The sequence below is a fragment of the Streptomyces sp. NBC_00335 genome, from assembly GCF_036127095.1.
Taxonomy (GTDB): Bacteria; Actinomycetota; Actinomycetes; order Streptomycetales; family Streptomycetaceae; genus Streptomyces.
The window spans coordinates 7543919-7564553 of record NZ_CP108006.1 but is presented as its reverse complement, the minus strand read 5'-3'; the positions used below and the strand labels follow the sequence as shown (position 1 = coordinate 7564553).

Annotated in this window: 18 protein-coding genes; 8 read left to right on the top strand and 10 right to left on the bottom strand. The window is 72.3% G+C overall.

The window, feature by feature from the left end; translation table 11 throughout:
- The first annotated feature begins 71 nt into the window (after positions 1-71).
- On the top strand, positions 72-725 hold the full coding sequence (locus OHA37_RS34285; protein WP_266911168.1) for a DUF305 domain-containing protein: 654 nt from the start codon (positions 72-74) through the stop codon (positions 723-725).
- A gap of 52 nt (positions 726-777) precedes the next feature.
- Positions 778-2133 carry an FAD-dependent oxidoreductase gene (locus OHA37_RS34280; RefSeq protein WP_266911166.1) on the top strand — a complete coding sequence of 452 codons (1356 nt, stop codon included), beginning with the start codon at positions 778-780 and terminating at the stop codon, positions 2131-2133.
- A gap of 8 nt (positions 2134-2141) precedes the next feature.
- Here OHA37_RS34280 and OHA37_RS34275 read toward each other — a convergent pair whose 3' ends face one another.
- Both OHA37_RS34275 and OHA37_RS34270 read right to left on the bottom strand, forming a co-directional pair.
- Positions 2142-2489: an ArsR/SmtB family transcription factor gene (locus OHA37_RS34275; RefSeq protein ID WP_266911164.1), complete on the bottom strand. Its 348-nt coding sequence runs from the start codon at positions 2487-2489 to the stop codon at positions 2142-2144.
- Positions 2490-2623: 134 nt separating this feature from the next.
- Positions 2624-3724 (bottom strand): NADH:flavin oxidoreductase/NADH oxidase, encoded by a 1101-nt coding sequence (locus OHA37_RS34270; protein WP_266911162.1) that lies wholly within the window; start codon positions 3722-3724, stop codon positions 2624-2626.
- A 204-nt stretch (positions 3725-3928) separates the two neighbouring features.
- Here OHA37_RS34270 and OHA37_RS34265 point away from each other — a divergent pair, with 204 nt between their 5' ends.
- Positions 3929-5020, top strand: coding sequence for a WD40/YVTN/BNR-like repeat-containing protein (locus OHA37_RS34265; protein ID WP_266911160.1), 1092 nt, complete (start codon positions 3929-3931; stop codon positions 5018-5020).
- A gap of 39 nt (positions 5021-5059) precedes the next feature.
- Here the strand turns inward: OHA37_RS34265 and OHA37_RS34260 are convergent, their stop codons facing one another.
- The gene (locus tag OHA37_RS34260) at positions 5060-6667 is read right to left on the bottom strand and encodes a vWA domain-containing protein (protein ID WP_266911158.1); all 1608 of its coding nucleotides are present in this window, start codon (positions 6665-6667) and stop codon (positions 5060-5062) included.
- A gap of 150 nt (positions 6668-6817) precedes the next feature.
- Positions 6818-8116, bottom strand: coding sequence for an ROK family protein (locus OHA37_RS34255; RefSeq protein WP_266911156.1), 1299 nt, complete (start codon positions 8114-8116; stop codon positions 6818-6820).
- Between the two features lie 161 nt (positions 8117-8277).
- Between OHA37_RS34255 and OHA37_RS34250 the strand changes: the two genes are divergently transcribed.
- From OHA37_RS34250 to dgoD, 5 genes are all read left to right on the top strand, one after another.
- The gene (locus OHA37_RS34250) at positions 8278-9300 is read left to right on the top strand and encodes an SMP-30/gluconolactonase/LRE family protein (protein WP_266911154.1); all 1023 of its coding nucleotides are present in this window, start codon (positions 8278-8280) and stop codon (positions 9298-9300) included.
- Positions 9297-9923 (top strand): bifunctional 4-hydroxy-2-oxoglutarate aldolase/2-dehydro-3-deoxy-phosphogluconate aldolase, encoded by a 627-nt coding sequence (locus OHA37_RS34245; protein ID WP_266911152.1) that lies wholly within the window; start codon positions 9297-9299, stop codon positions 9921-9923. Before OHA37_RS34250 ends, OHA37_RS34245 begins: the two co-directional genes overlap by 4 nt.
- Positions 9920-10861, top strand: coding sequence for a sugar kinase (locus OHA37_RS34240; RefSeq protein ID WP_266911150.1), 942 nt, complete (start codon positions 9920-9922; stop codon positions 10859-10861). Before OHA37_RS34245 ends, OHA37_RS34240 begins: the two co-directional genes overlap by 4 nt.
- Before the next feature lie 63 nt (positions 10862-10924).
- The gene (locus OHA37_RS34235) at positions 10925-11677 is read left to right on the top strand and encodes an SDR family NAD(P)-dependent oxidoreductase (RefSeq protein ID WP_266911148.1); all 753 of its coding nucleotides are present in this window, start codon (positions 10925-10927) and stop codon (positions 11675-11677) included.
- Entirely contained in the window at positions 11674-12819 is a 1146-nt protein-coding gene (gene dgoD / locus OHA37_RS34230) for a galactonate dehydratase (RefSeq protein WP_266911146.1), read from the top strand. Before OHA37_RS34235 ends, dgoD begins: the two co-directional genes overlap by 4 nt.
- A 99-nt stretch (positions 12820-12918) precedes the next feature.
- Here dgoD and OHA37_RS34225 read toward each other — a convergent pair whose 3' ends face one another.
- From OHA37_RS34225 to OHA37_RS34200, 6 genes are all read right to left on the bottom strand, one after another.
- Complete coding sequence (locus OHA37_RS34225) at positions 12919-13959, bottom strand: ABC transporter permease (RefSeq protein WP_266911144.1); 1041 nt, start codon at positions 13957-13959, stop codon at positions 12919-12921.
- Positions 13956-15464: a sugar ABC transporter ATP-binding protein gene (locus tag OHA37_RS34220; protein ID WP_266911142.1), complete on the bottom strand. Its 1509-nt coding sequence runs from the start codon at positions 15462-15464 to the stop codon at positions 13956-13958. Before OHA37_RS34220 ends, OHA37_RS34225 begins: the two co-directional genes overlap by 4 nt.
- Positions 15465-15653: 189 nt before the next feature.
- Positions 15654-16697, bottom strand: a complete 1044-nt coding sequence (locus OHA37_RS34215; RefSeq protein ID WP_266911140.1) for a substrate-binding domain-containing protein — start codon at positions 16695-16697, stop codon at positions 15654-15656.
- A gap of 212 nt (positions 16698-16909) precedes the next feature.
- Positions 16910-18244 (bottom strand): ABC transporter substrate-binding protein, encoded by a 1335-nt coding sequence (locus OHA37_RS34210; RefSeq protein WP_266911138.1) that lies wholly within the window; start codon positions 18242-18244, stop codon positions 16910-16912.
- A gap of 82 nt (positions 18245-18326) precedes the next feature.
- Positions 18327-19286, bottom strand: a complete 960-nt coding sequence (locus OHA37_RS34205; protein WP_266911136.1) for a carbohydrate ABC transporter permease — start codon at positions 19284-19286, stop codon at positions 18327-18329.
- A 4-nt stretch (positions 19287-19290) separates the two neighbouring features.
- Complete coding sequence (locus OHA37_RS34200; protein ID WP_266911134.1) at positions 19291-20217, bottom strand: carbohydrate ABC transporter permease; 927 nt, start codon at positions 20215-20217, stop codon at positions 19291-19293.
- Positions 20218-20635: the final 418 nt, after the last annotated feature.

The window sequence follows — 20635 nt, the reverse complement described above, 5'->3', positions numbered from 1 at the left end:
CCTCCCATGGGTCCGATCGGTTCCGCCCGTGGTGGGAACGGAACGCGGACCCCGGCAGTATGGTCCTTAGCATGGACATGGCGAAAGTCTCACTCGGGCGAATCGTCGCAGCGGCCCTGACCGTCGGGCTCCTGCTCCCCCTCACCGGCTGCCGGGACGGCGGCGGTACGGACGGCGCGGCCGACGGCGAGCCGGTGGTGGTCGCCCCCGGCAAACCCGGCGAGAAGGCGCGCACCATCTCCCCCGAACAGGCCGCGAGGGAACTGCCCGACGACACCCCCAACGCGGCGGACCGAGCGTACGTGCGGAACATGATCGAACACCACGGTCAGGCACTGACCATGAGCGCGCTCGCTCCGGACCGGGCCGCGTCCGACGGGGTCAAGCGGCTCGCCGAGCGGATCGCGGCCGCGCAGAAGCCCGAGATCGGCGCGATGGAGGGATGGGCGGCCCGCAACCCGGCGCCCGGCGCCGCCCCGGGGGGCCACGACCACGCGGCGATGCCCGGCATGGCGACCGAGAAGCAGCTGGGGGAACTGACCGCGGCCAGGGGGGCGGACTTCGACCGGCTCTTCCTCGCCCTGATGACCGCCCACCACGAGGGCGCCCTGAAGATGGCGGGCGAGGTGCTGGCCGCGGGCAACAACACCGCCGTGGAGGAGATGGCCAACGAGGTGGCGGCCACCCAGAGCGCCGAGGTCCACCGGATGCGCGCGATGGGCTGACGCCCCCGGCCCCCGGTGTCATGCTGGGAACACCTGCGGGAGGAGCTCCGCCGTGCTTCGTATCGCCGTCGTCGGATCGGGCCCCAGCGGGGTCTACGCCGCACAGACACTCGTACAGCAGCGTGAGGTGCCGGGAATCCGGGTCGACGTGCTCGACCGGCTGCCCGCCCCGTACGGGCTCGTGCGCTACGGGGTGGCCCCCGACCACGAGAAGATCAAGTCCCTGCAGGGCAGCCTGCGCACCGTGCTGGAGGACGAGCGGATCCGCTTCCTCGGGAACGTCGAGGTCGGCGGCGAAGCCCTGCCCACCGCCCGGCTCCTGGAGCTGTACCACGCGGTGGTGTACTGCGTGGGCGCGGCCCGGGACCGGATGCTCGGCATCCCCGGCGAGGACCTGGCCGGGGTGCACTCCGCCACGGCCTTCGTGTCCTGGTACAGCGGCCACCCGGACGCCGCGGCCGAGGCCTTCGGGCTTCCCGGGGTGGATTCGGCGATCGTGGTCGGCGCCGGGAACGTGGCGGTCGACGTGACACGGATCCTGGCCCGGGGCGTACCCGAACTGGCCCCCACCGACATGCCGCAGCCGGCGCTGGGCGCGCTCGGCGCCAGCGGGGTGCGCGCCGTCCACATGGTGGCCCGGCGCGGGCCCTCGCAGGGCAAGTTCACCACCAAGGAGCTGCGCGAGCTGGGCACCATGCCCGGCGTGGACGCGCTGGCCGACCCGGCGGAACTGGCCCTCGACCCGGCGTACGCGGACCCTGGCGCGGCCCTGCCCGCCGCGAACCGGCGCAACGTGGAGGTGCTGCGCGGCTGGGCGGCCGCCCCCGCGAGCGGCGGGGACCGGCGGATCGCGCTGCGGTTCTTCCTGCGCCCCGTGGAGGTGCTCGGCGGCCCGGACGGCCGGGTCACCGGGATGCGGTTCGAACGGACGGCTCCCGACGGCCTGGGCGGGGTCACCGGCACGGGGGTCTACGAGGACGTCCCGGCGCAGTTGGTCCTGCGCTCGGTGGGGTACCAGGGAGTTCCGCTGGACGGGCTGCCCTTCGACGAGCGGCGCGGTACGGTCCCGCACGCGGCGGGCCGGGTGCTCCGCGAGGGCCGCGCCTCCGTCGGCGAATACGTGGCGGGCTGGATCAAGCGCGGCCCGACCGGGGTCATCGGCACCAACCGGCCCTGCGCGAAGGAGACGGCCTCCTCCCTGCTCCAGGACGCGGGGGCACTGGCCCGGCGCGATCGCGAGCGGGACCCGCTGGAGGCCCTGCTCCGGGCCGGACTGCGGCCGGTCCGGTGGCCGGGGTGGCTGGCGATCGAGACGGCGGAGGCGGAACTGGGGCGGTCCCTGGGCCGACGCTCCGTCAAGATCCCGGACTGGGCGGGCCTGCTGGCCGCGGCGGGCGGCACGGACTGATCCCCGCGTCAGCCCCGGTCGCGCGTCTCCTCGGCGGCGGCCGCCGCGAGGACCCCGTCGAGCAGTCCGGGGAACAGCTCGGAGAGATCGGCGCGGCGCAGTCCGTTCAGCTTGGCCGTGCCGCGGTAGGACTGGCGCACGACACCGCTCTCGCGCAGGACCCGGAAGTGGTGCGTGGTCGTGGACTTGGTGACCGGGAGCTCGAAGTGCGAGCAGACCAGCTCGGCGTCGGTGGCCGCGAGCTCGCGGACGATGGAGAGCCGAACCGGGTCGGAGAGGGCGTGCAGGACCCCTTCGAGCCGGATCTCGGCCGCCTCGGGGTGGGCGAGGACACGGGTCGCGTCACGTTCCGTCATGTCCGTACTCCACTCACTGGGCGGTACCGCGATGCCGCGGTTCGGGGTATCCCTCCATCGTACGAGAACCATCGTAGGAACGGAGCCGAACGGCCGGGTGCGGCGCGGGAGCCCGGCCCCCGCGCCGCGCCGGTTCACCAGGCGAGCCGGTACTGCCCGGCCGTACGGATCTGCGCGCCGAGCTCGGCGGCCGCGCGGCGGGCCCAGTACGGGTCGCGCAGCAGTTCGCGGCCCAGCAGGACGGCATCGGCCTCGCCGTTGGCCAGGATCTTCTCGGCCTGCTCCGGTTCGGTGATCAGGCCCACGGCGGCGACCGGCAGGGCGGTCTCGGCCTTGACCCGGGCCGCGAAGGGCACCTGGTAGCCGGGGCCGACCGGGATCGTCACGCCCGGGGCGAGGCCTCCGGAGGAGACGTCGAGGAGGTCCACGCCGTGCTCCGTGAGCAGCCCGGCCAGCCGGACCGTCTCGTCCGCGGTCCAGCCGTCCTCCTCCAGCCAGTCGGTGGCGGAGATCCGGAAGAACAGCGGCAGCTCCTCGGGCCACACCGCCCGTACGGCGTCGACGACTTCGAGGGCGAGGCGGGTGCGGTTCTCGAAGGAGCCGCCGTACTCGTCGGTGCGCTTGTTGGTGTGCGGGGAGAGGAACTCGCCGATCAGGTAGCCGTGGGCGCCGTGGATCTCGACGACCTGGTAGCCCGCGGCGAGCGAGCGCCGGGCGGCGGCCGCGAACTGCTCCACGATCTCCCGGATCTCCCGGACCGTCAGCTCGTGCGGCACCTGGTGGTCCGCGGAGAAGGGCACGGGGCTCGGAGCGCTGGGACGCCAGCCGTGCGCCTCGGGTCCGACGGGCCGACCACCCTTCCACGGGCGGTCGTTGGAGGCCTTGCGGCCCGCGTGGGCGAGCTGGATGCCCGCAACCGCGCCCTGGCCCTTCACGAAGGAGGTGATCCGGCGCAGCGCCTCGACCTGCGTGTCGTTCCAGATGCCGAGGTCGTACGGGGAGATCCGCCCCTCGGGTGTGACGGCCGTGGCCTCCTGGATGATCAGGCCGGCGCCGCCGGTGGCGCGGGCCGCGTAGTGCGCGAAGTGCCAGTCGTGGGCGACCCCGGCGTCCGGGCCGGAGGGCTCGGCGCTGTACTGGCACATCGCGGCCATCCACACCCGGTTCGGGACGGTGACCGAGCGGATGGTCCACGGCTGGAACAGGGCGGCGAAGGAAACGGGAGCAGCACTCATGAGGGGTCTCCGGGGGGCGACTGGAAGCGCACCGGGGAACCGGCCGCTAAGTACGAGATTCACCGTACTACGAATTCTCTCGTAGTACGAGACCCTTCGTACGACCGGGCGGGCCAGCGCGCCGCGGCCTGCCTCTGTCAGTGGTCGGGTGCAGACTGGCGGAAAAGCTGCCGTGCAGGACAAAGACGTCCGGAGGTGTCGGCCATGACCGACGTGGTACTGCTCGCGGGGACCCGCAAGGGACTGTTCATCGGCCGCCGGGGGTCCGGCGGCACCTGGGAGTTCGGCGAACCGCACTTCAACGCCCAGGCGGTCTCGGCCGTGGCCATCGACCGGCGCGCCGGCGCGCCCCGGCTCCTGGTCGCCGGGGACAGCACGCACTGGGGGCCGTCCGTCTTCAGCTCCGACGACCTGGGCGCGACCTGGCGGGAGCCCGCGGCGGCCGCCGTGAAGTTCCCCGAGGACACGGGAGCCTCCCTGGAGCGGGTCTGGCAGCTCCATCCGGCCGGCCCCGAGGCCCCCGGCGTGGTCTACGCGGGCACCGAACCGGCCGCGCTGTTCCGCTCGGCCGACCACGGCGAGTCCTTCGAGCTGGTCCGCCCCCTGTGGGAGCACCCGACCCGGGACAAGTGGGTTCCGGGCGGCGGCGGCGAGGGCCTGCACACGGTGATCACCGACCCGGGCGACCCGGATCTGGTCACGGTGGCGGTCTCCACGGCCGGGGTGTTCCGGACCACGGACGGCGGGGCGAGCTGGGCCCCGTCCAACCGCGGGGTCTCGGCGGTGTTCCTGCCCGATCCGAACCCCGAGTTCGGCCAGTGCGTGCACAAGATCGCCCAGGACGCCGGGGACACCGGCCGGCTCTACCTGCAGAACCACTGGGGCGTCTACCGCAGCGACGACGCCGGGACCCGCTGGACGGACATCGGCGGGGGCCTGCCCTCCGACTTCGGCTTCGCCGTGGCCGCCCACCCGCACCGGCCCGGCACCGCCTACGTCTTCCCGCTCAACGCCGACTCCGACCGCGTCCCGGCGGAGCACCGCTGCCGGGTCTTCCGCACCAGGGACGCGGGCGCCAGCTGGGAGCCCCTGACGAAGGGACTGCCGGCCGGCGATCACTACGGCACGGTGCTGCGCGATGCGCTCTGCACGGACGACGCGGACCCGGCCGGGATCTACTTCGGCAACCGCAACGGCGAGCTGTACGCCAGCCAGGACGACGGGGACAGCTGGCAGTTGCTGGCCGAGCACCTCCCCGACGTCCTGTGCGTACGGGCCGCCGTACTGGACCACTAGCGGCGGCGGCCCCGTACCCGCACCCCCTCGTCCGGGCGCTCAGCCGGTGAGCGCCCGGGCCTCGTGCACGGACTGCGCCAGCTGGCGTACGGCCGGATCCTCGGTGCTCCCGAACAGCCGGTCCGCGTGCCCGGCCAGGGTCCCCAGCGGGAGGGCGCCCGGTACCCGCTCCCAGCCTCCGTCGCGCTCGCGCAGGGCGGAGGCGAAGTAGGCCGCCACCGCGGTGACCTGGAAGCGGGTGGACGCCCCGGTCCACACGTCGCCGGACAGGGCCGCCGCCTCGATCTTGCCGGATTCCTCGTGCGGCGCCCGGGTGCGCGGGTCCAGCCAGCGCACCGTCGCCGTAGCCAGGTGTCCGGTGGCGCCGGGGCGCAGCCGCACCGCGTACAGGGCGGTCACGGTGTGGCCGGAGCCGACCTCTCCCCCGTCCACGTTGTTGTTCCTGAAGTCGCCGTCGGCGACGCGGCGGTCGTCGTAGCCGATCAGCCGGAACCGTTCGACGGTCTGCGGATCGAAGGCGACCTGGGCCTTGGCATCGCGGGCCCGCAGCTGCACGTGAGCCGGCAGGTCCTCGCAGAACACCTTGCGGGCGCCCTCCGCGTCGGAGACGTAGGTGGTGTGTCCGTCGCCCCGGTCGGCGAGCTGTTCCATGAAGGCGTCGTTGAACTGGCTGCCCACACCCACGCCGAACAGGGTGATGCCGTGCTTGCTCCGGGCTTCGCCGATCCGGTTCAGGATGGTGTCGGCGGAGGTGGCGCCGGTGTTGGCCAGGGCGTCGGAGAGCAGGACGACCCGGTTGGTGGCGCCGGGCCGCAGGGACTCGACCGCCACCTCGTACCCGCGGACGACCCCCGCCTCCACGTTGGTGGAGTCGGCGGTGCGCAGCGCGGCGACGACCTCCTGGATCCGGTCGCGGTGGCCCTCGACGCGGGTCATCGGCAGCCGGGTCTGGGCCTTCCCGCTGAAGGTGACGATGGCGACCGAGTCGTCTTCGCGGAGCTGGTCGGTCATCAGCTTCATGGAACTGCGGACGAGGTCGAGGCGGCCGGGCTCGGCCATGGAACCGGAGACGTCCACGACGAAGGTCAGCGCCGCCGGCGGCCGCGCCTCGGCGCCGTCCGCCCCGCCGTTCCCGACGCGGGTGGCGAGGCCTACGCGGACCAGGGACCAGTTCGCCTCGGTGGTGCGGGCCCCGTCCACGGTGACGGAGAAGCCGTCGCCGTCGGGCTCCTGGTAGTCCTGGCGGAAGCTGTTGACGAACTCCTCGGGGCGCACGGTGGCCGGGTCGGGGAGCTTGCCGTCCGCGAGGGTGCGGCGGGCGTACCCGTAGCTGGCGGTGTCCACGTCGAGCGCGAAGGTGGAGAGGTAGTCGGCGGGCGGTGCGGTGGGGCGCCGTCCGTCGCTCTCGCCTTCCGTGCTCTCCCCGCCGGGGCGGGTGGCGGACGGCCGCGGCCCGGAGTCGCCGCCCTTCCACTCCCCGTCGGCGCTGCGGCTCGCACCGCCGCTTCCGCAGCCGGTCAGCAGGAGGCCGCCGGCGAGGAGCGCGGCGGTCAGTCTGCCGTAGGTTCTCCGCCGGGCCGGGCGGCCCCTGAGCGACGTGCCGGGGGTGCGGGGCGTGCCGGGCGTGCGGTCCTGGTGGGGCTCCATGCGGTCTCCCTCGAACGTCATCGGTGCTGAATGGGACGTCCGGGAGCGCGAGTTGGAGCAATCGAACCTGTTGCGAACAGGTATCGAAGCGACAACGGCCGGCCGGGGAGGCGCCCGAGGGCCCGGCGGCCCGGCGGCCCGGCCGGGACCTCAGGCGACCGGCCGGGTGCGGGCCGCGCGGCGGCCGGCCTTCACGGGTCCGAAGGTCTCCCGGTCGTCGAGGAAGCCCTCCAGGGCGAACGTCGCGGCGCCGAGGCTCACGGGGTTGTTCCGGACGGCACTCAGCCGGAGTTCCACCGAGTCCAGGGCGTGGGGCAGCGCGTGCCGCGCGACGACGTCCCGCGTCTCGCGGAGCAGCCGCTCGCCCAGCCGCTCGGCCGTCGGCCCCCCGATCACCAGGACCTGCGGGTCGAAGAGGTTGAGCAGGTCCGCCACGGCCGTGCCCAGGTGGAGGGCGGTCCGGGTGACCGCTTCGACGGCGGCCGGGTCGCCCGCGGCGGCGGCGCGGGCGAGGGCGTCCACGACCGCCGCCTCGTCGCCGTGGCCGGTCATGGCGCCGTCCGGGGCCGTTTCCCGGACCGTCCTGGCGACGCCGGCGGTGCTCACGTACGCCTCGACGCAGCCGCGCTTGCCGCACCGGCACTCCCGCCCCCCGTCGACGAGACGGGTGTGCCCCCACTCGCCCGCGCGATTGGCCGCGCCCCGGTACAGGGCGCCGCCGATCGCGATGCCCGCGCCGACGCCCCCTCGCAGGGTCACCACCACCAGATCGTCCACGTCCCGGCCGGCCCCGAACCACATCTCGGCGACCGTGCTCGCCTTGAGCGGGTTGTCCAGGTAGAGGGGCATGCCGAGCCGTTCGGCCAGCAGGGCGCCCAGCGGCACCTCGCGCCAGGACCAGTACGGCGAGAAGACGGACACGCCGCCCTCCCGCTGGACGACGCCGGGGACGCTGACTCCGGCTCCCAGTACCTGGGCCGGGCGGGTGCCCGAGGCGGTCATCAGCTCCTCCACGGCGGCCGCGATCGTGTCGACGACATCGGCCGGCCGGACCTCCAACGCCTCTCGGGCCTCCCCGGCCTCCGCGGCCTCCTGCAGGGGCAGGGGCACGGGCAGGGGCATCTCCACGCTGTGCAGCACGCGCAGCTTCAGGTCGAACAGCTGGGCCTGGAGGGTCGTTTCGGCCACGTCGATGCCGATCAGGGACCCGCGCCCGGCATTGACCTCCAGGCGTGCCCGCGGGCGCCCGCCGCTGGAGTCCTCGTGCCCGGCCTCGGCGAGCACCTCGGCTTCGAGGAGTTCCGCCACGAGGTTGGCGACGGTCGCGAAGGACAGCCCGGTGGCCACCGCGATGTCCTGCCGGGTCACCTGCCCGGGGACCGCGTAGACGCACCGCAGCACGTCGAACCGGTTGCCGCGCCGGATGTCCTGGGCAGTGCGCCTGACCATGTGCCGTTTCCTCCCCATGGGTGGTGAGCGATCGGGTGTGGCGAGTGATCGGGATGTGCCACGTGGTCGCACGAGCTTATTCCAGGCATTGGAGGAAGAGTATTTACAGGGGTTAGACGAAGTCCTAGAGTTTGCCCGCGGAACCGACAAGGAGCAACGACATGCAATGGACCGCGGTCCCCTGCGCCCCCGAGCCCGGACTCCTGTCCGAAGGGCCGGTCTGGGACGCGCACCGCCAAGAACTCCTCTGGGTCGACATCACCGCCGGCCTGATCCACCGCGGCGCCCTCATCGCCCGCGCCGACGGCACCGGACCGCCCGACGTGGCGCCCCTGTGCACCCTCACCCTCGACCGGCCGGTCGGAGCCGTGGCGCCCTGTGCGTCCGGCGACCTGATCGCCGCCGCGGGCACCGGCTTCCTCACCGTCGGCGCGACGGGCCGCGCCGCCCCGTTCGCCGCCCCGTCCCTGCCCTCCGACGGGGTGCGGCGCCGGATGAACGACGCCAAGTGCGACCCGCGGGGCCGGCTGCTGGCCGGGACGATGGCGTACGACATCACCCCCGGCGCGGGATCCCTCCACCGCCTCGACCCGGACGGCAGCGTCGCCACCCTCCTCGACTCGGTGACCATCTCCAACGGCCTCGGCTGGAGCCCCGACGGACGCCGGCTCTACTTCGCCGACAGCGCGACGCACCGCGTCGACGTCTTCGACTACGACCCGCCGTCCGGCGCGCTCGGCAGCCGTCGTCCCTTCGCCCGCTTCGGAGCGGACGAGGAACCGGACGGGCTCGCGGTGGACACCGAGGGCCGCGTGTGGGTGGCGGTCTGGGGCGCCGGCCAGGTCAGGGCGTTCGCCCCGGACGGAACGCCGTACGCCGTCGTCGACGTACCCGCCGCACACGTCTCCAGCTGCGCCTTCGCCGGGCCCGACCTCGACGTCCTGGTCATCACCACCGCCCGCGAAGGGCGCAGTCCCGAGCAACTGCGCGCCGAACCGGACGCCGGACGGCTGTTCGTCTGCCGGCCGGGGGCCACCGGGCTGCCGATCGCCCCCTTCGCCGACGCGCCCGCGCCCGCGCCCGCGTCCACCCCCGCACCCCGGCCCGTACCTACCGGACCCGCCGACCCCGCTGCCGCCCCCGGCCCCACGACCGCCCACGATCAACAGGGAGCCCCGTCATGACGGACCTGTTCGACGCCGTCACCGCCACCCCGGTGATCGCCATCCTCCGCTCCGGCACGGCCCGGCACCTCGCCGACGTCGCCGACGCCCTCCACGCCACCGGGGTGCGCGCCGTCGAGTTCACGCTCACCACCCCCGGCGTCCTGGCGGCGCTCCGCGAGTACGCCGCGGCCAAGCCCGACGGACTGGCCCTCGGCGCCGGCACGGTCATCACCCCGGCCGACGCCCAGCGGGCGGTGGACGCGGGCGCCACGTACCTCATCACCCCGGCGACCTGCCTGGACGTCATCGCCGAGGGACGACTGCTCGGAGTCCCGGTACTGGCCGGAGCGTTCACGACGAGCGAGATCCTGTCCGTGTGGCAGGCCGGTGCCGCCATGGTCAAGCTGTTCCCGGCCTCGGTCGGCGGACCGCAGTACGTGAAGGCCGTGCGCGCACCCCTCGGAGCGATACCGCTCGTCCCGACCGGCGGCATCGCGCTCGACCAGGCCGCCGGCTACCTCGCCGCCGGCGCCACCGCCCTCGGCATGGGCGGTCCCCTGGTGGGGGACGCCTGCGAGGGCGGCAGCCTGGAAGCCCTGCGCGAGCGGACCGCCGGCCTGCTGGAGGCGATCAGCCGATGACCGCGCTCGTCACCCTCGGCGAGGCGATGCTCGTGGTCGCCGCGACCGACCCCGGGCCGCTGCGCAGCGGCTCACCCGCCCGCCTCGCCTTCGCCGGCGCGGAGGCCACGGTCGCGATCGGTGTCCGCCGCCTCGGCCACAGCGCCTCCTGGACCGGCCGGGTGGGCGCCGACGCCGGCGGCACGGTGATCCTCGACGGACTGCGCGCCGAGGAGGTCGACATCAGCCGCGTCGTCCGCGACGACAGCGCACCGACCGGGCTGATGCTGCGGGAGCGCCGCACCGCGGACCACACGCGCGTCGGCTACTACCGGCGCGGGATGGCCGGCTCCCGCCTGGTGCCACGCGACATCGATGAAGAACTGGTCGCCGGGGCGCGCGTCCTGCACGTCACGGGCATCACGCCCGCGCTCGGCGACGGCCCCCGGGCGGCGGTCCGAAGGGCCGTCGACCTCGCCCGTGCGGCCGGCGTCACGGTGAGCCTGGACCTCAACTACCGCTCGCTGCTGTGGTCCCGTACGGAGGCGGCCGCCGAACTGGCCCACCTCGTCTCCCGTGCGGACGTCGTCTTCGCCGGGCCGGAGGAGGCCTCGCTCGTCGTCCCCGCGGCGGACCCCGCCGGGATGGCCCGTGCGCTGCTGCGCCTCGGTCCCCGCGAGGCGGTGCTCAAACTCGGCTCGCGGGGCGCCCTCGCCGCCGTCGGCGACGAGGTGACCCCCCAGGGCGTCGTCCCCGTCACGCCCGTCGACCCCATAGGCGCCGGTGACGCCTTCGTCGCCGGCTACCTCGCCGCACTCCTCGACGGCGGCACGGTCCCCGACCGGTTGCGGACGGGCGCGGCGTGCGGCGCGTTCACCGTCGCGGCGTACGGCGACTGGGAGGGCCTGCCCCGCCGGGCCGAACTGGCCCTCGTCCACGGCGACGACGTGACCCGCTGACCGACCCGGGCCGGCTCGCCCGTACGGACTCCCCTCCCCCTTCCACCACACAGGAACCACATCATGAACCGTTTCCACGGGAGGACCGCCGTCGTCACCGGCGCTTCCTCCGGCATCGGCGCCGCCGTCGCCTCCCGCCTCGCCTCCGAAGGCGCGGCCGTCGTCCTCGCCGACATCGCCGTACAGGCGGGCGAGACCCTCGCGGAGACGATCCGCGAGCGCGGCGGCCGTGCCGCGTTCGTCCCCTGCGACGTCTCCGACGAACAGCAGTGGACCGCCCTCCGCGAGCGGACGCACGAGCTCTTCGGACCCGCGGACGTCATCCACAGCAACGCCTTCGCGCACCGCGACGCCCCGGTCCACGACCTCACCCCCGCCGACTGGAACCGCGAGATGTCCGTCAACCTCACGGCGGTCTACTTCGCGGTCCGCACGTTCCTCGGCGACCTGCGCGCCACCCGGGGCTCCTTCGTCGCCACGTCCAGCGTGCACGCGCTGTTCGGCCTGCCGGGCTATCCGGCGTACGCGGCGGCCAAGGGCGGGATGTGCGCGCTCGTGCGCCAGCTCGCCGTCGAGTACGGCCCCGACGTGCGCTTCAACTCCGTGCTGCCGGGGCCGATCCTCACCGAGACCTGGGACGGCGTCGCGGAGGACGGCCGCGAACTGTCGGCCCGGGCCACCGTCCTCGCCCGGCTCGGCCGCCCCGAAGAGGTGGCCGCCGCGGTCGCCTTCCTGGCCTCCGACGAGGCCTCGTACATCACCGGAACGAGCCTGACCGTGGACGGCGGCTGGGCCGTCAAGAAGGAGTCCAAGTGAAGATCACCTCCCTGCGTACGTACCTGGTGGCCCCGCGCTGGTGCTTCCTGCGCATCGACACCGACGAGGGCATCACCGGCTGGGGCGAACCCGTCGTCGAAGGCCGGGCGCACACCGTCGCCGCCGCCGTCGAAGAACTCTCCGACTACCTGATCGGCAGGGACCCGCTGCGCATCGAGGACCACTGGCAGGTCCTCACCAAGGGGGGCTTCTACCGGGGCGGTCCCGTGCTCTCCAGCGCGGTGGCGGGCATCGACCAGGCCCTGTGGGACATCGCCGGCAAGGCGATGGGCGTCCCGGTGTGGCAGCTGCTCGGGGGCAACGTCCGCGATCGCGTCCGGGTCTACAGCTGGATCGGCGGCGATCGTCCGACCGACGTGGCCGAGGAGGCGGCGGCCCGCCGGGACGCGGGCTTCACCGCGATCAAGATGAACGCGTCGGCGCAACTGCGCCTGATCGACACCCCGGAAGCCGTGCACGGCATCGCCGACCGGGTGGCGAGCGTCCGCGCCGAGGTCGGCAACGGCTTCGACATAGCCGTCGACTTCCACGGCCGGCTCACGCTCCCCATGGCGCGTCGCGTCCTGCCCCTGCTGGAGGAGTTCCTCCCCCTCTTCGTCGAGGAGCCGGTGGTGCCGGAGCTGAGCGACCGCATCGGCGAGGTCGTACGGTCCACCAGCATCCCGATCGCCACGGGGGAACGCCTCTACTCGCGCTGGGACTTCAAGAACGTGCTCGCGGCGGGCGTGGCCGTCGCCCAGCCCGACCTGTCCCACGCCGGCGGCATCTCCGAGGTCCGGCGCATCGCGGCGATGGCGGAGGCGTACGACGTCTCGCTGGCCCCGCACTGCCCGCTCGGACCGATCGCGCTGGCCGCCTGCCTCCAGGTCGGCTTCGCGACGCCCAACCTCCTGATCCAGGAGCAGAGCCTCGGCATCCACTACAACGACGGCTCCGACCTCCTCGACTACCTCGTCGACCCGTCGGTCTTCCGCTACGAGGACGGCCACGTCGGCCTCCCGACGGCCCCCGGCCTGGGCATCGAGATCGACGAGAAGGCAGTCGAGCGCGCCGCCGAGCAAGGCCACCGCTGGCGCAACCCGGTCTGGCGCCGCGACGACGGCTCCCAGGCCGAGTGGTAGCCGGACCGCGCTGACCCGACAGATCGCGCCGGACTCCCGCCGCAACGGCGGGAGTCCGGCGCCGCTGTGAGCGGCGCCGGACTCCGGGGAGAGGACTTTTCAGTGGGGAAGACCGACCGCGCGTTCGCCGCTGCGGCGCTGCTGGATGACGACCGCGATGACCAGCAGTGCGCCCTGGGCGACGTTCTGCCAGAAGGTGTTGATGCCCTCGACGGTCAGCCCGTTCTCCAGGCAGCCGAGCAGGGCCACCGCGAGGAGCGTGCCGCCGATGCCGCCCTTGCCGCCCTTGAGGGCGGCGCCGCCGAGCGCCGCGGCGGTGATGGCCTTCAGTTCGAGGCCTTCGCTGCCGGAGACCGGCTGCCCGGAGCCCGTACGAGCCGTCAGCAGGATGCCGGCCACCGCGGCCACCACGCCGATCAGGGCGTAGACGCAGATCAGGTACTTGTTGATGCTGATGCCGGCCAGTCGTGCGGCGGTGTCATTGCCGCCGATCGCGTACAGGTTGCGCCCGATGTCGGTGTACTTGAGCAGCAGGTGCACGGACGCGGCCACGACGATCAGGATCCAGACCATGGCCGGAACTCCGGCGATCTTGCCGCGCCCCAGGAAGACGAAGACGTCGTCACCCAGGACGTAGCCCTGGGCGCGGCCGTCGGACAGCAGCTGGGCGAGGCCCTTGTAGGCGGCGAGGCCGGCGAGCGTGGCGATGGTGGGGTTGACCCGTCCGTAGACGATGACCAGGCCGTTCAGCGCACCGACGAGAACGCCGACGCCGACCGCGGCGGCCATGGCGAGCAGAGCGCCCGAACCCGTCGCGGTGAAGACCATGGCGCTGACGACGGACGCGACGCCGACCTGCGAGCCGACGGAGATGTCGAGTCCGCCGCAGATGATGACCACGGTCTGCACGACGGCGAGCAGCCCGGTGATGGTCGCCGCTTCGGCGATCACCTGCATGTTGGACAGGCTCAGGTAGTTGTCGTTGAGGAGGCCGAACAGGGCCAGGACGACGACGAGTGCGCCGATGAGGCTGATGTTTTGGCCGTCGACGCCGGCCAGGAGCCCGGGCCTGCGCGAAGCGCGGCCGTCGCGGCCCCGGGGGCTCTTCGCAGCCGGGACGGGAGTGCTGGTGAGGGTCATGATGATGCTCCGGCGCCGGCGCCGACGATGTCGTCGGCCATGGCGAGTTCGAGGATGGCTGCTTCGGTGGCTTCGCTGCGGTCGAGCTCGCCGGTGATCCGGCCGCCCTGCATGACGACGATCCGGTCGGCGAGGCCGAGGAGTTCGGGGAGTTCGGAGGAGATGACCAGCACCGCGACGCCCTCGGCGGCGAGGTCGGCGATGATCTGGTAGATCTCCGCCTTCGCGCCGACGTCGATGCCGCGAGTCGGCTCGTCGAGGATCAGCACCTTCGGTTTGCGGGCCAGCCACCGGGCCAGCACGACCTTCTGCTGATTGCCGCCCGACAGCTTGCGCACCTCGTGGTCGATCGATGGGGTGCGCACCCTGAGCCGGTCGGAGTACTCCTGGGCGAGCCGGCGTTCGGCCGTCCGCCGTACGAACCGCAGGCGCCTCAGCCGGTCCAGTACGACGAGGGAGGCGTTGTCCTTGACGGACTGCTGGAGGAACAGCGCCTGCGCCTTGCGTTCCTCGGGTGCGAGACCGAGTCCGGCGCGGATGACGTCCCCCGGCCGGCCGCTGCGCAGGGTCACCCCGTCCAGCGTGGCGGTACCGGCGCGGACGGGCCTGTCGCCCGCGAGCGCCAGGGCGAGTTCGGAGCGGCCGGCTCCGATCAGGCCGGCCAGGCCGACGACTTCACCGGCGTGCACGCGCAGCGAAATGCCGGTCACGTCGTCGGTCGTCAGGTTCCGGACGTCGAGGACGAGCCGGTCCGTGGCCACCCGCTGCCGTACGAACATGGCGGACAGATCGCGGCCCACCATCAGGCGGACGAGCTCGCCCTCGTCCGTGGTGCGGGCGTCCCGGACATCGACGAGGCTGCCGTCGCGAAGGACCGCGATGCGGTCGGCGAGCTGGAAGATCTCCTGCATGCGGTGCGATACGTACACGATCGCGATGCCCTCGTCGCGCAACCGCCGGATGAGCGCGAACAGTGCGTCGACCTCGTGCTCCGACAGGGAGGAGGTGGGCTCGTCGAACGCGATCAGCCGGGCGGTGGTGTCACCGGTCAGCGCGCGCATGATCTCCACCAGCTGCCGCTGGGCCGCAGTGAGTTGGGATCCGATCAGGTCCGGGTCGAGCACGTGCGCGAAGCCCAGCCGGTCGAGGTCGGCCCTGATCCGACGGTTGAGCTCCGCCCGGTCCAGGAGGCGCCCCCGCTTGCGGGGCAGGGACCCGGCGTAGACGTTCTCCGCGACGGAGACGTGCGGGACGATCTCGGGTTCCTGGGGGATGATCCTGATGCCGGCGGCGCGTGCGCGGGCCGGGGAGTCGAGCACGACGGGCTCCGCGTCGACGACCACCTGACCCTCGGTGGGCTGGTGGTCGCCGGTGAGGATCTTCAGCAGCGTGGACTTGCCCGCACCGTTCTCGCCCATCAGAGCGGTGATCTGTCCGGCGGGGAAGTCGAGCGTGACGCCGCCGAGCGCCCGCACCTCGCCGAAGCGTTTGACGATTCCGGACACCCCGACGGACGAGGAGGGGGATCCCGCGGGTGGCGGGCCGTCTTGGGATCCCGTGGCGGGGGCCGGTTGATGCGATGGGCTCATGTCTCGGTTCACCTCGAAGGCAGGGTGCAGGCGTGGTGGGGGTGGCCCCGACGCGTCGGGGCCACTGCGGGGGTGGATGTCCGACGCGTCGGGGAGCGGGGGCACTCAGCCGCAGGCGAGTCCGGCGCTCTTCCACGAGCTCTGGTCGACCATGGTGGTCGGGGCGAAGGCCTCGGCGGGGAAGTCCTTGCCGTTCTTGAGCTTGTCGTACATGGTCTGGACGGCCAGGGCGCCGACGTCCTTGCCGTTGATGAACAGCGCGGCCTTCATTCCGGACGGCTTGTCCGACTGCCACTCCTTGCAGGCCAGGTAGGCGCCCAGGCCCACTCCGACGACGTGGTCGGGGCCGACTCCGGCGTTGGCGAGCGCGGTGACACCGCCCATCACGTTCTCGTCGTTGCAGCCCCAGACCACCCAGTGCTTGACGCCCGCGTTGGCGGTGACCGTGGCGGCCATCTTGTCCTGGGCGCCGGTGGGCGTGTTGTCGGTGGGGACGTCGATGGACTTGACGCCGGGAACGGCCGCATCGAATGCCTTCTTCGCGGCCGCGACCCGGTCACCGCAGACGGTCACGTCCTGCTTCCAGGCCGCGGCGACCCGGGTGTCGGCGGCCGTCCAGCCGGCCTTCTTGAACTCGGCGGCGGCGCGCTTGCCGACCTCCTCGCCCATCTGGGCGCCGCTGAACCCGATCCGGGGGACCAGGTCGCTCTTGGCACAGGCGGCCGGGTCCGGGCCGGTGGTACAGATCTGGTCGTCGGAGGTCAGGAGCGCGACCTTCCCGTCCCTGGCGGTCTCGATGACCTGCGGACCGACCGCCGGGTCCGGCACGACGATGATGACGCCGTTCGTCTTCTGGGCGATCGCCGCCTGCACTTCGCTGACGGTCTTGTTGGCGTCGTTGCCCAGGTTGACGACCTTGAGGTCGATGCCGAGCTCCGCGGCCTTCGCCTTCGCACCGGCGGCCTCGCCGATGAAGTACTCCTGGTCGCCCTGCTTCTGGAGGTACGTGATCGAGATCTTGCCGTCGACCTTGGCGACCTGGTCTCCGGTGGAGCTCTCCGTCTGGCCGGACGAGCAGGCCGCGCTCAGTCCGAGCGTGACGAGAAGACCGGTGGCGGCAGCCGCGCGGCGGGGGGCGGATCGGAACATCGGGGGGCTCCTTGATGCGTGCGGCAGCCGCCGCGCCCGGGGGCGTGCGGGGGCCGGTCCGAGAGGGAGGAGGGAGAAGAGAGGGACGCGACGGGAGGCGCGGGGCACCCCATCCGGGCATCACAATCACTCAGAATCAAACAAAAAACACCATCACTTGCACCCAAGAGGCTCCGGCCGCCCCCGCGGGGAGACCGGAGCCGTGGACGCACCTACTGGTTGACCGTGAAGCCCTGGTCCTTGCCGTACTTGACGCTCGCGTCCTGCCAGGCCTTCAGGCCGTCGGAGAGCTTGGTCGGGGAGACGTAGGCCTTTCCGGCGGTGTCGTTGAAGACCGAGTTCGCGTACACCTGGTAGGGCAGGTAGTTCCAGTCGACGCCGACGTTACGGGCGGACTCGGCGAAGATCTGGTTGGCCTTCTGGCCGCCGAAGTACGGGAACGGGGCGTCGAGGAACGCCGGCGACTCCAGGTCGGCACTGGTGGCCGGGAAGGCCCCCTCGGCGACGCGGGCGCTCGCTCCGGCGCCCGTGGTCACGAACTCCGTGAAGGCGTAGGCGAGTTCCTTGTTCTTGGAGGCCTTCGGAACGGCGAGCGAGCTGCCGCCGTTCTCCGCGCTCACCTTGGCGCCCTTCGTCCACTGCGGCAGCGGGGCGACCCGCCAGTCGCCGGAGGCGGAGGCGACGCCGGACGTGAGGTTGGCCGGCATCCAGGCGCCGATGGAGAGGGTGGCGATGGAGCCGTCGGCCAGGCCCTTGTACCAGGCGTCGCTCCAGGAGCTGATCGGCGCGACCAGCTTCTCGTCGAGGAGCTTCTGCCAGGTGGCGGTGAACGTCTTGGTTCCCTCGTCGCCGAAGTTCACGGTGACGGCCGTGCCGTTCGTCTTGTACGGGCGGCCACCGGCCTGCCAGATGAGGCTGGTGGTGGCACCGGCGTCGCCCGTGTCGTTCGTGATGAAGATCTTGGGGTCGGCCTTGTGGAGCGCGCGGGCCGCCTCCACGTACTCGTCCCAGGTGGTCGGCACGTTGATGCCGTGCTTGTCAAAGACCTGCTTGTTGTAGAAGAACGCCATCGGACCGGAGTCCATGGGCAGGGCGTGGATGGCCTTGCCGTCGGTGACCGCGTTCCACGGGCCGAGGGTGAAGCTCGTGCCGTACTTCTGGGCTCCGTAGGAGGACAGGTCCTCGACCGACTCGCCGATGGCGAACTGGCCGAGGGCGTAGTACTCGACCTGCGCCACGTCGGGAGCGCCGGAGCCGGCCGCTATCGCGTTCTGCAGGGCGGTGTACTGCTTGTCGCCGGTCCCGGCGTTGACCAGCTCGACATCGACCTTGGGGTACTTCTTCTCGAAGTCCTCCGCGACCTTCTTGAGCGTGGGTTCCCAGGCCCACACCGTCACCTTGCCCCCCTTCTCCAGTGCGGCCTCGATGTCCTTGGGGCCGCCGCCGGCACCGTCCGAGGCGTCGGAGCCGCAGGCCGTGGCGGTGAGGGCGAGTGCGGAGACGACGGCGAGCGCGCCGAGGAGTCTGCGGGCGGTACGAGTTCTCATGGGGTGTGCTCCTGGTCGGTGGTGCGGGAGGGCGTGCGGAGGGGCGGAGAGCCGTGACGGGAGGGAGGCCGGGGTGGGGCAGTCATTCCTTGACGCTGCCGGCGGCCAGGCCGGACTGCCAGAACCGCTGGAGCAGCAGGAAGACCGCGACGATCGGGACGATCGTCAGCAGGGAGCCGGTGATGATGAGGTCGAAGACGGCCTCGCCGCCGGCCGTCTGGGCTTGGGCGTTCCAGGCGTTGAGGCCGAGCGTCAGCGGGTACCAGTCGGGGTCCTTGATCATGATCAGCGGCAGGAAGTAGTTGTTCCAGGTCGCGACCATCGAGAACAGCAGCACCGTGACGGTGCCCGGCATGAGCAGCGGCAGCGCGATCGTGAAGAAGGTGCGCAGCTCGCCCGCGCCGTCGATGCGCGCGGCCTCCAGAAGCTCGGTGGGGACCGCCTCGGCGGCGAAGACCCACATCAGGTAGAGCCCGAAGGGCGAGATCAGGGACGGGATGATCACCGCCCAGGGAGTGTTGGTCAAGCCCATGTTGCTGAACATCAGGAAGGTGGGGACCGCGAGCGCGGTACCGGGCACGGCCACGGCCCCGAGGACCACCGCGAAGACGGCCCGGCGGCCGGGGAACTCGTACTTGGCGAGGGCGTACCCGCCGAGTACGGCGAGGACCGTGGCGCCGCCCGCGCCGGCGGCGACGTACAGCAGGGTGTTGAGCAGCCAGCGGACGAAGACGCCGTCGTCGTACGTGAGGGTGCGGGTGATGTTGTCCCAGAAGTGCGTGTCTTCGGCGAACCAGAGGCCGAAGGAGTCGAGCAGTCCGTTCTGGTCCTTGGTGGCGTTGACGAGGAGCCACGCGAGGGGAAGCAGGGTGTAGACGAGGACCAGGCCGGTGACGACGGTCAGCGGGATGCTGGGCCGGGGGTTGAGCGGGGTGTGCGGGCGGCGCTTGCGGCGCCCGGCCGCCGGTGCGGCCGGGACTGCCGGGGCTGCCGCCGGGGCGGGGCTCGTAGTGGACGCCGTCGTCGCGAGGGAGGTGGTCATCGGCTCAGCCCTTCCGCATGCCGCGCAGTTGGACCGTGTAGGCGATGATCGCGGTGATCACACCCATCACGATCGCCACGGTCGCCGCGTAGTTGTGCTGCTGGCCCGCGAAGGACAGCGAGTAGGTGTAGAGGTTCGGGGTGAAGTCGCTGGTGATCGCGTTGGGGGCGAGCTTCTGGAGGATGCTCGGTTCGTTGAACAGCTGGAAGCTGCCGATGATCGAGAAGATCGTGGCGATGACGAGCGCGCTGCGGATCGCCGGCAGTTTGACCGAGGTCACGATGCGCCACTCCCCCGCTCCGTCGATCGCCGCGGCCTCGTAGAGCGAGCGGGGCACGACCTTGAGGGCCGAGTAGAAGATCAGCATGTTGTAGCCGACGAACTCCCAGGTCACGATGTTGCCGATGGACGCGAGGACCAGTGAGGGAGAGAGCGGGTCGGGCAGTGTGACCCCGAACGCGTCGTTGATGTTGCCGACGAGGCCGAAGCGCGTGCCGTAGATGAAGCCCCAGATGAGGCTGGCGACGACAGCGGGGACCGCGTACGGCAGGAAGACCGCCACGCGGAAGAAGCTCTTGCCGTAGAGCCGGCCGCTGTCGATCGCGAGGGCGACGAGCAGGGCGATGCCGAGCATGACCGGCACCTGGACCAGGAGGAACAGGCCCACCCGGGCCAGTCCGTCCCAGAAGCGCGGGTCGGTGAGGGCCTCGCCGTAGTTGTCGAGTCCGACGAAGGAGGTTCCGCCGATGAGCCGGTCCTTGAAGAGGCTCAGGTACAGGGCGTATCCGATCGGCGCGAGGAACACCAGGCCGAAGACCGCGACGAACGGGCCGGCGAACCCCCATCCGGCCCATGCCTCCGTGCGGAGGCGGGAGCGCGCTCGGCGGCGGGGCGGCGGGGCCGCCTGTGCTGACGTCGACAGGAGCGTCATGGTGGTTCCTTGCGTCGGTGACCGACCGGTCGGGAACGGAGCGGGGAAGCAGAACCTCCGGGCCGGAAGGCTGGAGGAGGTCTGGGCCGATGAGTCGATGTTTACGTAATCATCGCGATGGCTTGATGCTGCACCACCCCCAGATGGGCGTCAAGCACAAAGAGGTAGCGAAGAGGCGGAATTCAGGTGATGAATGCCGGCGGCTCGCGGACCCATCGGGTCGCGGCGGCCGCACGGACTCACCGCCCTCGCACGGGCGGTGAGGGAAAGGTGCAGGTGGGAACGGAAGGGGGGATCGACCGACACCTCTGCGCCCTCACCCCGGGAGCCGGAGGGGGCGGAGGAGGCGGAGGAGAGGAGCTCGGCTCAGCGGCGCGAGGGAGCGCACACCGCCCCGTCCCGTGGGCACGCGCCGACG

Bases quoted from the DNA above. Each gene is read 5' to 3' on its own strand.
- OHA37_RS34200 (WP_266911134.1), bottom strand. From the start codon at position 20,217: ATGACGCTCCTGTCGACGTCAGCACAGGCGGCCCCGCCGCCCCGCCGC.
- OHA37_RS34225 (WP_266911144.1), bottom strand. From the start codon at position 13,959: ATGACCCTCACCAGCACTCCCGTCCCGGCTGCGAAGAGCCCCCGGGGC.
- OHA37_RS34245 (WP_266911152.1), top strand. From the start codon at position 9,297: ATGACGGACCTGTTCGACGCCGTCACCGCCACCCCGGTGATCGCCATC.
- OHA37_RS34285 (WP_266911168.1), top strand. From the start codon at position 72: ATGGACATGGCGAAAGTCTCACTCGGGCGAATCGTCGCAGCGGCCCTG.
- OHA37_RS34240 (WP_266911150.1), top strand. From the start codon at position 9,920: ATGACCGCGCTCGTCACCCTCGGCGAGGCGATGCTCGTGGTCGCCGCG.
- OHA37_RS34260 (WP_266911158.1), bottom strand. From the start codon at position 6,667: ATGGAGCCCCACCAGGACCGCACGCCCGGCACGCCCCGCACCCCCGGC.
- OHA37_RS34270 (WP_266911162.1), bottom strand. From the start codon at position 3,724: ATGAGTGCTGCTCCCGTTTCCTTCGCCGCCCTGTTCCAGCCGTGGACC.
- OHA37_RS34235 (WP_266911148.1), top strand. From the start codon at position 10,925: ATGAACCGTTTCCACGGGAGGACCGCCGTCGTCACCGGCGCTTCCTCC.
- OHA37_RS34205 (WP_266911136.1), bottom strand. From the start codon at position 19,286: ATGACCACCTCCCTCGCGACGACGGCGTCCACTACGAGCCCCGCCCCG.
- OHA37_RS34215 (WP_266911140.1), bottom strand. From the start codon at position 16,697: ATGTTCCGATCCGCCCCCCGCCGCGCGGCTGCCGCCACCGGTCTTCTC.
- OHA37_RS34255 (WP_266911156.1), bottom strand. From the start codon at position 8,116: ATGGTCAGGCGCACTGCCCAGGACATCCGGCGCGGCAACCGGTTCGAC.
- OHA37_RS34250 (WP_266911154.1), top strand. From the start codon at position 8,278: ATGCAATGGACCGCGGTCCCCTGCGCCCCCGAGCCCGGACTCCTGTCC.
- OHA37_RS34210 (WP_266911138.1), bottom strand. From the start codon at position 18,244: ATGAGAACTCGTACCGCCCGCAGACTCCTCGGCGCGCTCGCCGTCGTC.
- OHA37_RS34275 (WP_266911164.1), bottom strand. From the start codon at position 2,489: ATGACGGAACGTGACGCGACCCGTGTCCTCGCCCACCCCGAGGCGGCC.
- OHA37_RS34265 (WP_266911160.1), top strand. From the start codon at position 3,929: ATGACCGACGTGGTACTGCTCGCGGGGACCCGCAAGGGACTGTTCATC.